The sequence below is a fragment of the Nostoc sp. PCC 7524 genome (assembly GCF_000316645.1).
Taxonomy (GTDB): Bacteria; Cyanobacteriota; Cyanobacteriia; order Cyanobacteriales; family Nostocaceae; genus Trichormus.
On record NC_019684.1, the window covers coordinates 4,887,916 to 4,900,875 of the forward strand.

General features: G+C 42.2%; 8 protein-coding genes and 1 pseudogene. 4 read left to right on the forward strand and 5 right to left on the reverse strand.

Annotated features, from left to right (window positions below):
* Positions 1-336: 336 nt before the first annotated feature.
* A complete protein-coding gene (locus NOS7524_RS19725) occupies positions 337-1,062 on the reverse strand; it encodes a lysophospholipid acyltransferase family protein (RefSeq protein WP_015140248.1) in 726 nt (241 codons plus the stop codon).
* Between the two features lie 379 nt (positions 1,063-1,441).
* On the opposite strand from NOS7524_RS19725, the gene metG reads away from it, so the two are divergent.
* The 3 genes from metG (at position 1,442) to lptC (ending at position 5,102) form a co-directional block, all read left to right on the forward strand.
* Positions 1,442-3,043, forward strand: a complete 1,602-nt coding sequence (gene metG / locus NOS7524_RS19730) for a methionine--tRNA ligase (RefSeq protein WP_015140249.1) — start codon at positions 1,442-1,444, stop codon at positions 3,041-3,043.
* Positions 3,044-3,216: 173 nt separating this feature from the next.
* Positions 3,217-3,840, forward strand: coding sequence for a LabA-like NYN domain-containing protein (locus tag NOS7524_RS19735; RefSeq protein ID WP_015140250.1), 624 nt, complete (start codon positions 3,217-3,219; stop codon positions 3,838-3,840).
* On the forward strand, positions 3,840-5,102 hold the full coding sequence (lptC, locus tag NOS7524_RS19740; protein ID WP_015140251.1) for an LPS export ABC transporter periplasmic protein LptC: 1,263 nt from the start codon (positions 3,840-3,842) through the stop codon (positions 5,100-5,102). Before NOS7524_RS19735 ends, lptC begins: the two co-directional genes overlap by 1 nt.
* 227 nt (positions 5,103-5,329) lie before the next feature.
* On the opposite strand, the gene NOS7524_RS19745 is transcribed toward lptC, so the two are convergent.
* The 4 genes and pseudogenes from NOS7524_RS19745 to NOS7524_RS19760 all read right to left on the reverse strand — a co-directional run bounded on the left by NOS7524_RS19745 (position 5,330) and on the right by NOS7524_RS19760 (position 10,308).
* The gene (locus NOS7524_RS19745) at positions 5,330-6,649 is read right to left on the reverse strand and encodes a D-alanyl-D-alanine carboxypeptidase (RefSeq protein ID WP_015140252.1); all 1,320 of its coding nucleotides are present in this window, start codon (positions 6,647-6,649) and stop codon (positions 5,330-5,332) included.
* Between the two features lie 436 nt (positions 6,650-7,085).
* Entirely contained in the window at positions 7,086-8,156 is a 1,071-nt protein-coding gene (locus tag NOS7524_RS19750) for an LOG family protein (protein ID WP_015140253.1), read from the reverse strand.
* A 200-nt stretch (positions 8,157-8,356) separates the two neighbouring features.
* Positions 8,357-8,704 (reverse strand): annotated as a pseudogene (gene trxA / locus NOS7524_RS19755) (thioredoxin); the annotation flags it as partial.
* Positions 8,705-9,144: 440 nt separating this feature from the next.
* Positions 9,145-10,308, reverse strand: coding sequence for a GuaB3 family IMP dehydrogenase-related protein (locus tag NOS7524_RS19760; protein WP_041555861.1), 1,164 nt, complete (start codon positions 10,306-10,308; stop codon positions 9,145-9,147).
* 136 nt (positions 10,309-10,444) lie between these two features.
* On the opposite strand from NOS7524_RS19760, the gene NOS7524_RS19765 reads away from it, so the two are divergent.
* Positions 10,445-12,913, forward strand: a complete 2,469-nt coding sequence (locus NOS7524_RS19765) for an endonuclease MutS2 (RefSeq protein WP_015140256.1) — start codon at positions 10,445-10,447, stop codon at positions 12,911-12,913.
* The last annotated feature ends 47 nt before the right edge of the window (positions 12,914-12,960 follow it).

The window sequence follows — 12,960 nt, forward strand, 5'->3', positions numbered from 1 at the left end:
ATGGCAACATTTAACGTCAATTTCCTAGTTTGATCGGCTTAAACCTATAACAATCCAATACTTTGTAGAGCTAGGATCAACGAGGGTTACAGCTCGATAGTCAAAGTTAAATTCCTGATCAAATCATAGCTTTAAATGTAACAACTACTTTAGATATAGTTAAATTGGTTAATAATTACTTAACTTTAATTCAATTTAACAATATATTAGCCTGCTTATGAGGTCAAAAGCATCACCAAAGTTACCAAACTATCAACAGCAATTTATTGAGCATTATCCCTAGAGATGAGTCTAGGAATTGCATAGGATATTTCTATTCTTGTTACTTCTGTCAATTTAATAACACCCTTGAATTAATAAATTAGCGATTTCACTGTGACAATATGTAGTTAGTTCAGCCACAACATTTTTCGCCTGTTTGCCGTAATATTGATGTTGATGTTGGGGTGTAATCCAATAAGGGCGACCAATTAACACCGCCACCCGATGATAAATTACCAGGGGATGCCAACCAGACTGATTAAATAACGGTTCGGAAGGATCAAATAGACTTAACAATCTTAAGGGAAAAGCAGCAGTGTTAGCCTCTTCTAAGGAAGCGATCGCAATTGGTAAAACTGCTAAATCTGGTACGCCAGAACGTAATGCCAAATGAGCAAAACCCCGATGAAATTCGCCCAAATAATCGGGTTTGGTGTACTTGATCATCGGATTAGCACCTTCTGGAAACACTCCCACCATCTGTTTTCTTTGTAATAGTTGCTGGGACTGGACAAAAAAGCTTTGTTGGCGGTGTTGGTTCTCTTCTAAAGGAAAGCAGCCCAATTGTCCTGTGACAATCTCCCGCAGGATTGGTACTTGCCCCATGTAATGATGGCAAGCAAAGCGAATTGGACTGGCTACAGCTGCCATTAAAATCAGGGCATCCATAAAACTGCGGTGATTGCTCACTATTAACAAACTGGCATCTTGAGGAATGCGATCCTCGTAATATCGAAACATTCTTGTTGAGAGTGCTGTTAAAAATGAGCGAGAAATATCTAGGGGGCTATTAAGACTCATAATTCATGAATGTATTTTTTTCAGAAAATATCGCAGTTTATCTTGACTTAATTTTTACATTTCTTCACCAACGCCATGACCGTCTTAAGGTAGAAATGTTTTATCGACAGAAACCGCCCAAAGTCTGGGATTTAGGGCTTTCTATATCGTGCCATCTCAAGATGTAATCAGAAGCATTGACTATGATTTTTAGAAGTTAATTACGTCTTTCCGGTAAAAAATAGTTGGTTTTATAAACATCACAAAATAATTCTTTACCTGGGAAATTTGCTAATATTAAGTTGGAGTTTGAAAAAAAAGATAGGAATGTTATATAATTGCGTGGTTTTGCTTAACAAGTAAGATATAAAACGTTTTAATAATTTGATTTTTATTTTGCATGAGTATAGTGAATAAAACAGAAAAAACATTTGCACTAACAACACCCCTGTATTATGTAAACGATGTTCCCCATGTAGGCAGTGCCTACACAACGATGGCAGCAGATACCTTAGCGCGGTTTTATAGACTGTTGGGGCAGCAGGTACTGCTGATTACAGGTACAGATGAACACGGGCAGAAAATCCAGCGTTCCGCAGAGACTATCGGCAAAGCACCACAAGAGTTTTGCGATCAAATATCTGCCAGTTTCGCGTCCCTGTGGGATTTGCTGAATATTAAATACGATCGCTTTATTCGCACCACCTCATCACCCCATGAGGCGATCGTCAAAGAATTTTTCCAGCGAGTCTGGGAATCTGGTGATATCTACCAAGGACAACAGAAAGGCTGGTACTGCGTATCCTGTGAAGAATTTAAGGAAGAAAGAGAACTGTTAGAAGGCAACCGTTGCCCTATTCATACTAACAAAGAAGTGGAATGGCGAGACGAGCAGAACTACTTCTTCCGTCTCTCTAAATATCAAACTCAATTAGAGGAATTTTACCAGGCTCACCCTGACTTCATCCAACCAGAGACTCGTCGTAATGAAGTTCTCAACTTTGTCAGCCAAGGTTTACAAGACTTCTCGATTTCTAGGGTGAATGTCGATTGGGGTTTTCCTGTACCCGCAGATCCAAAACATACCCTATATGTCTGGTTCGATGCCTTGCTGGGTTATGTCACAGCATTGTTAGATCCCGATGAATCACCCACCCTAGAAAACGCCCTAGCCAAATGGTGGCCGATCAATTTGCATCTGATTGGTAAAGATATTTTGCGTTTTCATGCCGTTTATTGGCCTGCCATGTTGATGTCAGCTAATTTACCTGTGCCAGAAAAGGTATTTGGGCATGGCTTTTTGACCAAAGATGGTCAGAAAATGGGTAAAAGTCTGGGTAACACCCTAGATCCTGTCGCCCTCGTTCAGCGTTATGGTAGTGATGCCGTTCGTTATTACTTTCTTAAGGAAATCGAATTTGGCAAAGATGGCGACTTTAATGAAATTAGATTCATTAATGTTCTCAATGCAGATTTGGCCAATGACCTAGGTAATTTGCTCAATCGCACCTTGAACATGGTGAAAAAATACTGTGCTGACAATACCCTGTCAGTTGGCAATCAAGATATTCCTGTGGAAAATCATTTAAAAGCGATTGGTTTAAATTTGGGTGAAAAAGTCCAACAAGCTTATGAAGCACTAGCTTTCAACCAAGCTTGTGAGGCTGTGCTGTCACTGGTGCAAGCTAGCAATAAGTATATTGATGAGCAAGCACCTTGGACATTATACAAACAAGGGCAACAGCAAGAAGTAGAAGCCGTACTGTACACAGTTTTAGAATCTGTGAGACTAGCAGCTTATCTTCTTTCACCCATAATTCCTCAGCTCAGTAGCGATGTTTATCAGCAACTGGGCTGGGAAATTGATTTTAACGATCAAATAGCAAGTAAAATTAATGCTCCTTTTTCTACCCATGCACAATGGGGATTACTTTCTAACCAACAAAAGTTAGGTAAACCACAACCCATTTTCAAACGCATAGAACAGATAAAAAATGATTGATCCCTAGAATTTTTGCTTGATTTTAATCTAGTTCAATCTCTTATCATTTTCTCAAAAAAATAACGGGGCTGAACTAGAAATTAGCCCCAGCAAATTATCATAAGCTAATCTAGCATTTTCTACTTGAAAATTTGTATCAAAAATATCAAAGATAAAAATGAGGCATGACAACAATGTTGAATAACTTAGAAAATGATTCCATATTTACGCCGGAACAGGTCTTAGAAAATCGCGGTCGGGTAGCTATATTTATTGATGGCTCCAATCTATTTTACGCTGCTTTGCAATTAGGAATTGAAATCGATTACACGAAATTACTATGTCGCTTAACAGGTGGCTCTCGATTGTTGCGGGCTTTTTTCTACACGGGTGTAGACCGCACTAACGAGAAGCAGCAGGGGTTTTTGTTATGGATGCGACGTAACGGTTATCGAGTAATTGCCAAAGATTTAGTGCAGCTACCAGATGGCTCAAAAAAAGCCAACTTAGATGTAGAAATAGCCGTAGATATGATGGCTTTGGTAGATTCCTATGATACAGCCGTGTTAGTTAGCGGTGATGGGGATCTGGCCTATGCAGTCAATTCTGTCAGTTATCGTGGTGTGCGGGTAGAGGTAGTCAGTTTGCGTTCTATGACAAGTGATAGCTTAATTAATGTCAGCGATCGCTATATTGATTTAGAAGCGATCAAAGAAGACATTCAAAAAACCCCACGTCAAAGCTATCCCTATCGACCTTTATCGGGTATGGGATTTTTAGATGACCCTAGTGATGGACAACTAGAAATTCAAGATTAATGCACAAACATCAAGGTAGACAAGGAAAACAAGTAAGTTTTCATCGGGGGGAGCTAGAAACAGTTTCCCCCATTTCTGTAAGTTTTGACATCCGGTCTTACTTAAAATTACCAAGTTTTTTACATTTACCAATCAATTGGTATCACCTGCCTTTAATTATTTTCTTAATTATTGGTTTAGTGGCTTGTGGAGGTAGATTACCTAAAAATACCCAACAAAATAATGCTGATTCATCTCCTCAAGATAGTAATTTAACTTTCTTTGATGTCACTTTGGAACAAGCAGATGAAGTAGGACGGCCAGTTTGGAGAGTCAGAGCTAAACAAGCACAGTACACCAAAGAAAAACAAATTGGTGAAGCTCAAAATCCCTATGGGGAACTCTATCAAGATGGCAAAGTAGTTTACCAAGTCACAGCCGAAAAAGCAGACATCGAACAGGATGGCAAACAACTATTTCTCAAAGGAAAAATATTGGCTACAGACCCTGTAAACGGTATTATTTTGCGAGGTAATGAATTAGAGTGGCGACCCCAAGAAGATTTATTAATTGTCCGCAACCAAATTAATGGTACTCATAAACAACTCAATGCAGTAGCACAGGAAGCCAAAGTCAAAACCCGTGAACAGCGTATGGAATTTTCTGGTGGGGTAGTGGCAAATTCTGCTGATCCCCAAATGCAAATACGGACTGAAAAGTTAATTTGGCAGATTAAAGAGGAAAAACTAATTAGCGATCGCCCTTTACAAATTGACCGTTACAAGAACAATCAAATTAGCGATCGCGGTCGGGGTGACTCCGCCGAAGTAAACTTAAAAACTAAGATTGCCACCATTCAAAAAAATGCTCAATTAGAGTTATTAGATCCGCCAGTACAAATTGCTAGTAACTCCATGACTTGGAATATGAAGGGGGAAACAGTCACCACAAATTCCCCAGTCCGTATATTTCACAAGGCAGAAAACTTAACTGTAACTGCCAACCAAGGTAAAATGAATATCACCCAAAAAATAGTTTATTTAACAGGTAAAGTTAATGCTGTTGGGCAGCGTCGTCAGAGCCTCAATGCTCAAAAAATGACTTGGTATCTAGACAAGAAATTATTAGAAGCCGAGGGAAACGTGGCTTATCGACAAGTTGATCCACCCTTAAATTTTCAAGGTCAAACAGCTGTAGGTAATCTGCAAACAGAAAATATTGTAGTTAGGGGTGGTTCTGGAAACAGAGTAGTGACAGAGATTATTCCAGAGGTGAGGAATTAGGGATTGGGGACTGGGCTAGATAAATACAGCACTTTTGAAGTAAGTGAGGTACACCATGAGTATTAAGTAATGAGTAATGAGTAATGAGTAAAAAATTTACTTATTACTCATTACTTTTCAATTATTTGCTGTACCTCAATAAACATCGAATCTGCTGTATTAGTATTCTCCCTGCTCCTCTGCTCCTCTGCCCCTCTGCTCCCCTGCCACTTCTTACCCTTTCGAGTCTAAATTTTAAACACAATTTCTTGCCGACTGATATTACCTAGATCCGGTAATGATTTAGTTGTATGAGGGGTGAGAGAAGTTGGTGCTTTGGGTGCTACTTGTAATTGCTGTACTAGACGTTGTAAAAGCTTGTCTTGTTCAGTGCGGAAAGCTGAAATTTGTGGGCCACGGTTGATGATCGCAAACCAAACTAAACCGCGATCGCGTGTGGGTACGACACCAGCTAAAGCACTGACATCTCGCAATGTACCGGTTTTCATCACCGTTGCAGATGGTAAATCTCTATATTGCATTGTGCCTCGGTGATCAAAGCCAGAGGTGGGGAACAAATCAGCCAAATTGAGTTGATTGGCAGCTGCTTCTTGTTGCAGCGCCATTAACATCGCACAAGCAGCCCTAGGAGAAATACGGTTTGCTTGTCCCAATCCTGAACCATTAATTAACTGAATTTCTGCTTGGGGTACATTAGCCATTTGGGCGGCTTTTAACTGCACTACGGTATGGCCGCCTACGGATTCTGCTAGCATCTGTGCTATCTCGTTATTACTGTAAACGTTCATCTCCTTGACTAACTGCTGCAAAGGTAGAGAACGATGGCGAATCAGCAAGGTTTGTTGGGGGTTGGGTTGGGCTGTGAATTTGACTTGCCCGGCGATCGCTACCTGGGGTTTAGGTGTACCCTTGGCCATAATGGAGTGGATGTAAATTGCCGGACGAGTCCAAATTTTGGAATTTAGGGCTTGTTTGACCATCTGCCCAGCTAATAGGGGATGGCGTTGGAAATTCATGGCGAAATTGCCAGTAATCACCAAATTTCCTTTTACTTCTTTGATCCCCATTTTGTTGAGAGTATTACCCAAGGCGATCGCTTCTTCCCAGACAAACATGGGATCGCCACCGCCAGTAATCACTAAATCACCCTGCAAAACCCCATTAACTATTGGCCCTGTAGCACTAATCATCGTGTCAAATTGGTGATTTGGCCCCAAGGTTTTTAAAGCCACCAGGGAAGTCGCTATCTTGGTTAAAGAAGCAGCAGGTAGAGGTGTCGTACCTTGATGATCAGCCATCAACACAGGCCCCGACTGCATCCAAATTCCCTGACTCTCTGTGAGATTATCGGCGATTAGCTTTGATTTCAATAGCCCTTGGAGATATTCCTTGACTGTATTCGCTCCTGCTGGATTGGGATCAGGTGCAATAACCAAGCCAGGACTACTTTGCCAAGTTAAAGCTTCTAAAGCATCTGATGGCTTGATTTGTACCCCAGCCATCTCCAGCCAGAGAGAAACCAAACCTGAACCCAACAATTCCAGCATGATGAAATCCCCTCTTTAGGATGTAACAGAACAATATGATGTTGTTTCCTGTGCTAATATACTGGCTTTTTGGTAAATATCAGCATTTAGCCATAATAACTGGTGTTTTTTTCATCTGTGAGTCAATTAAATTACATTTTTTTAGTTAAATCTGTGACAATTCATCCAGTTCTAGTGATTGCAACTCAGACAGAAGTTAAATATTTAATTGGTGTAGTTCAAAAGCTTGATACTATCCACGAATTGATCAAGGTAGAAAAATAATGACCTCGACCAATATATAGAGTTATATGGTCAGAAATTACCACTTTTGTCAATATCTATGCAACAGCTTAGGTCAAGCGATCGCAGACATATTTCACTAAGTTATCGAGATTTCCCAAATTTTTCAACAGGAATTGCCTTCTGCCTTTCTTGTTGACTCAATGCTACATATCTATTTTTTTTCAGGATGTAATTGTTCTTGAGGTGGATGAATACCCATATTGTTGATTGTGGCAATCATCTGATACAAACGTCCTAAATCCCGTTGATTGAAGTACAAAACTAGACGCGGTAAATCAACGCTTTCGTCTTGACTTTCTTGAGGTAAGGCTTGACTTTTTTCAATCTGGCCCTTAACGAGAATATCGCTAAATTCCCCATTCAGTTGCTCTACTTCTTTTTCTGATAACTCTTGCATTAAGCGAATTACCAACTGATCGCCTACATAGCGACTAGAATGATAAACCCGATAAAAACGGGTAATGACATTACAAGCTACTTCCAGACTATCTGTGACCGTATAAAGGCTGGGATCTTCAGGACTTACTAAACCTGTTTTTACCAAATGCTCATCAATATATTGACTCCAAGATTGCCAATAGTCACCACCTGGATGGTCGATTAAAACCACGGGTACAGGGCCAAATTTACCTGTTTGGCTTAATGTCATGCACTCAAAAGCCTCATCTTGAGTGCCAAACCCACCAGGGAATAAAGCGACAGCATCGCTTTCTTTCAGGAGAAATAGCTTACGAGTAAAGAAATACTTAAAGTGAATCAGCTTAGGATCACCCTCAATAATTGGGTTTGCTTGCTGTTCAAAGGGTAATTGAATGTTTAAGCCAAAAGAATTTTCTCGGCCAGCGCCTTCATGTCCAGCTTGCATAATCCCGCCACCGCCACCTGTCATCACCATAAATCCCAACTTAGTAACAGCGCGGCCAAATTTTAGCGCCATCTGGTACTCTGGGGTTTCTGGCAATAGACGAGCCGAACCAAAGATAGTGACTTTACGAACGTGTCGGTAGTCATAGAATAACTGGAAACCTCGCTCCATATCTGCCAAAGCCGCAGACAGTATCTTCCAGTCAAGACGATCAATATCACTATCAGCTAGACGGACGATAGTTGCTAAAGCCTGCTGAATGAGTTGCTGATGTTTTAATGTCGGTAAGCGTTCAAGTAATCCAGCGATATCCGCTTGGAGAGACTCGAAAGTGTCAAACGACGCAGATGAGGTCATGAGAACTGCCAGCACAATGGCATTACATTTTACCTAATTTTGGTGAGCATTTGATTGGGCAAGGATAATTTCAACTTATTTTTCACTATTGAAAGTTTTATTGAGGCGCTCAGTTGAGCGCCTCACAAACTTATTGACAAATACTGACCTAAATTGAATGAAAATAGAATACTCAACAGGGATTTACTACTGATTGAGGTTTAAAGATACTTTTCCAGAGTGTTGGCTAATGTAGTTTTAGGTACTGCACCGACTACCATATCAACCTTCTGCCCACCTTTAAAAATCATCAGAGTGGGAATGCTGCGGATACCGTACTGACTAGCCACTTGAGGATTTTCATCCGTGTTGACCTTCACAACTTTTAGTTGACCTTCGTACTGAGATGCGATTTCATCTACGACAGGGGCTACCATTCGGCAAGGGCCACACCAGGGAGCCCAAAAATCAACTAAAACAGGTACATCGCTGTCTAGTACCTCTTGCTTAAAAGTAGAATCTGTAACTTGTGCGGCTGCTGACATGCCTAAAAACCTTTGCCAATTATATTTCTGACTTTCGTGAAAATTCTACCATAGCAAAAACAGCAGCCGAAAATCGAAGGATGTACATTTGCAAAGAAGCTAAAGAATTTCTGCAAAAAAATATAGACATAAGGAACCGCCCGAACAGTAGTCCGGGCGGAGTGTGGTGTGAGGAGTGAACGGAAACATGCGTCTCCGCTATCTCTATTGTAGGCGACAGATGTGATTTTTCCAGTCGATGTTTAGGAGTCTGGAAAAATTTTCTGATAGATTTGGAGATTTTATCTATTAAGGATTAGGTATTTATTGGGTGTAGTTATTTTCCTATTCCCTATTCTCTACTTCACTGGTTAAGGGTGTAGGGGTATAAGGGTATAGGGGATGATTTGACCCTCATCACTCTTTACTTTTATCAAAATCTTAGCTTTTTTTCAGCTATTCCCATTCCCTAATTCCCCATTCCCTTATTTACCCATACCTAATTGTTGGGCTTTTTGGTAGACTTTGCCTTCAGTTAACAAAGAAGGAGCAATTACGACTTCAACTTGCTGCATTTCTTGAAGATTTTTGGCTCCTAAAGTCCCCATGCTAGTCTTTAAAGCTCCTAACAGGTTATGAGTACCATCATCAAGACCGGCGGGGCCAATGAGAATTTGCTCTAAACTACCAGTTGTACCCACTTTAATACGTGTCCCACGAGGCAATACAGGGCTAGGAGTGGCCATACCCCAGTGATAGCCCCTTCCTGGTGCTTCTGCGGCTCTAGCAAAGGGAGAACCAATCATCACAGCATCAGCACCACAGGCAATACATTTACAAATGTCACCACCAGTGATTAAACCGCCATCGGCAATGATGGGGACGTAATTACCAGTTTCCTGGAAGTATTCATCGCGGGCGGCGGCGCAGTCAGCAACAGCTGTTGCTTGGGGTATACCTACACCCAGCACACCGCGAGAGGTACAAGCTGCACCAGGGCCAATCCCTACCAAGATCGCCGCCGCTCCAGCTTTAATTAAATCTAAAGTCACCTCATAAGTTACGCAGTTGCCCAAAATCACGGGAATGGGCATAGAACGGCAAAATTCTGCTAAATCGAGAGGTGTGATTGACTCTGGCGATAGGTGAGCAGTAGAAACTACTGTAGCTTGGATAAAAAATAAATCTGCCCCAGCTTTTGCTACTACTTCACCGTATTTGCTAGCACCTGCTGGTGTCGCACTAACTGCGGCAATACCACCTTGTTGTTTAATTTCCTGAATACGTTTTTCAATTAATTCTGGTTTGATTGGTTCAGCATACAGTTCTTGCATGAGGGAAACAAATTCATCTTTCCCCACCGACGCAATCCGATCCAAAATGGGATTTGGATCAGGATAGCGAGTCTGGATGCCTTCTAAGTTGAGAACGCCTAATGCCCCTAGCTGCGACAAACGTACAGCCATGCCCACATCAACAACACCATCCATTGCACTGGCAATAATGGGTATTTCTCGCTCAATATTGCCAATTTTCCACCGAGTATCGGCTAAACTCGGATCGAGTGTTCTGTTACCGGGGACTAGAGCAATTTCATCAATGCCATATGCCCTACGAGCTGTCTTCCCCCGCCCAAGTTGAATTTCCACGCTGTTAACTTTTTTCAATTCTGTTCTAGCTAGGGTATCAAATTGTGAGATCATTTGCAGCGATTTTTCTGCTTTAAGGTTAAGCCTTCTAAGAGCTAAAATTGTTAAGATACTTGTCAGATTTGACTTTGCAGCCTTGATCCAATCTGAAACATTAGAACTATTAGAATGGCATCGCCTTTGCCAGCATCTTTCCACGTTTGCGGCTACCAAACTAGGCGCGATCGCCTCACGCTGTCTGCAAATACCTACCTCTCAAGCAGTCAGTGAGCAGTTGTTAGCACAAACCAAAGAAGTCTATCAACTGGAAAGTCGTTTGACTCCAGGATTATCTTTTGAGGGAGTTCAAGATATTGGTGATTCCCTAGAACGGGCTGAACTCCAGGGTATTTTGGCAGGGGATGAATTGTTAGCGATCGCTACGACTTTAGCCGGGGCTAGAAATTTACGGCGTATTATTGATAACCAAGAAGATTTACCCGTTCTCAATGAATTAGTTGCCGATTTACGGACTTACCCAGAATTAGAGCAGGAAATTCACCGTTGTATTGATGAACGAGGACAAGTAACTGACCGTGCTAGCCAAAAACTGGGAGAAATTCGCACGGAATTACGCAGATTACGCAGTCAAATCACGCAAAAACTGCAAAATATCTTACAGGCGAAATCAGGCGCAGTCCAAGAACAAATTATTACCCAACGGGGCGATCGCTTTGTTATTCCCGTAAAAGCACCGCAAAAAGATGCGATTCCTGGTATTGTACATGACACTTCTACCAGTGGTGCAACCCTGTACATAGAGCCAAATTCGATTGTGCCAATGGGCAATCAATTACGGCAGACTGTGAGAAGGGAACAAGCTGAAGAAGAAGCCATTAGACGCATCTTAACTGAACAAATAGCAGCCGTTAAGCCAGATTTAGAAAGATTATTAGCAATTGTCACGACATTGGATTTGGCAACGGCTAGAGCTAGATATAGTTTATGGCTCAACGCCAACCCACCCAGATTTATCAGCCGTGAGGAACAGGAAATCATTACCTTAAGGCAGCTGCGCCATCCCTTATTGGTATGGCAACAGCACCACGAACAAGGTCATCCGGTGATTCCTGTGGATTTGTTAATCAGTCCTCACATTAAAGTCGTCACGATTACCGGGCCGAACACTGGCGGGAAAACAGTCACCTTAAAAACCCTCGGATTAGCTGCATTAATGGCCAAAGTGGGTTTATTTATCCCCGCCCGTGAGCCAGTGGAAATGCCTTGGTTTGAGCAAATATTGGCAGATATCGGTGATGAACAATCATTACAGCAAAGTTTATCTACTTTTTCTGGTCATATTCGCCGCATTAGCCGGATTTTGAATGCTTTAGGGACAGATGATAGGGGACAGGTGACAGGTGACAGGGAACAGGTGACAGGTGACAGGGGAGAAGAATTTTTACTTACTCCCCACTCCCCACTCCCCACTCCCCACTCCCTAGTTTTACTAGATGAAGTTGGCGCAGGTACAGATCCTACAGAAGGTAGTGCTTTAGCGATCGCACTTTTACAATATCTGGCTGATCATGCCCAGTTGACGATTGCGACAACGCACTTTGGCGAGTTGAAAGCTCTGAAATATGAAGATGCACGTTTTGAAAACGCCTCTGTAGAGTTTAATGAGGCGACTTTATCTCCTACATACCGCTTGCTTTGGGGAATTCCTGGACGTTCTAATGCTTTGGCGATCGCTCTGCGTTTAGGACTAAAACCAGAAGTTATAGAACAGGCAAAAACCCAAGTGGGAGAAGCTACAGATGAGGTGAATCAGGTAATTGCTGGCTTAGAAGACCAACGTCGCCGTCAGGAAACTAAAGCCGCAGAAGCGCAAAAATTATTACAGCAGGCAGAACGGTTATATAAAGAGGTATCAGCTAAAGCTGCGGCCTTAGAGGAACGAGAACAGTCTTTACGGGCTTCCCAGGAAGTTGCAGTCCAGCAAGCGATCGCCCAAGCCAAAGGCGAAATTGCTAAGGTGATTCGGCGTTTGCAGCAAGGAACACCCACAGCCCAAGAAGCCCAACAAGCCACCAACGCCTTAAATCAAATTGCCCAAACATATCAACCAGCAGCACCACCAAAACCCAAAGTAGGCTTCATGCCCAAAGTAGGCGATCGCATTCGCCTGTCCAAATTTGGGCAAACAGCAGAAGTATTAACAGCTCCCGATGAAGATGGCGAGTTCAGCGTCCGCTTTGGGATTATGAAGATGATGGTCAAGTTAGAAGACATTGAATCTTTGGATGGTCAAAAAGCCGAACCAGTCGTCAAACCCAAAGCAGCCCCAGCCGCGATCGCAGCACCACCCCAACCAGTCCTAGCCATTCGTACTTCCCAAAATACCGTCGATCTGCGTGGTAAGCGGGTAGCCGATGCGGAAATTCTTTTAGATAAAGCTATTTCCGAAGCGCAAGGGCAAATCTGGATTATCCACGGACACGGCACAGGGAAACTACGTCAAGGTGTTCACACCTTTTTACAACAGCATCCCAGAGTCAGCCGCTATGAGGCAGCAGAACAGTCTGACGGTGGTAGTGGTGTCACCATTGCCTATATTTCTTAAGTCAGGGTATAGGAGCATGACGACAAATCTGTAGAGATGTTGCAATA

Coding starts and splice junctions, on each gene's coding strand:
- NOS7524_RS19725 (WP_015140248.1), bottom strand. CDS start 1,062: ATGAGTCTTAATAGCCCCCTAGATATTTCTCGCTCATTTTTAACAGCA.
- metG (WP_015140249.1), top strand. CDS start 1,442: ATGAGTATAGTGAATAAAACAGAAAAAACATTTGCACTAACAACACCC.
- NOS7524_RS19735 (WP_015140250.1), top strand. CDS start 3,217: ATGTTGAATAACTTAGAAAATGATTCCATATTTACGCCGGAACAGGTC.
- lptC (WP_015140251.1), top strand. CDS start 3,840: ATGCACAAACATCAAGGTAGACAAGGAAAACAAGTAAGTTTTCATCGG.
- NOS7524_RS19745 (WP_015140252.1), bottom strand. CDS start 6,649: ATGCTGGAATTGTTGGGTTCAGGTTTGGTTTCTCTCTGGCTGGAGATG.
- NOS7524_RS19750 (WP_015140253.1), bottom strand. CDS start 8,156: ATGACCTCATCTGCGTCGTTTGACACTTTCGAGTCTCTCCAAGCGGAT.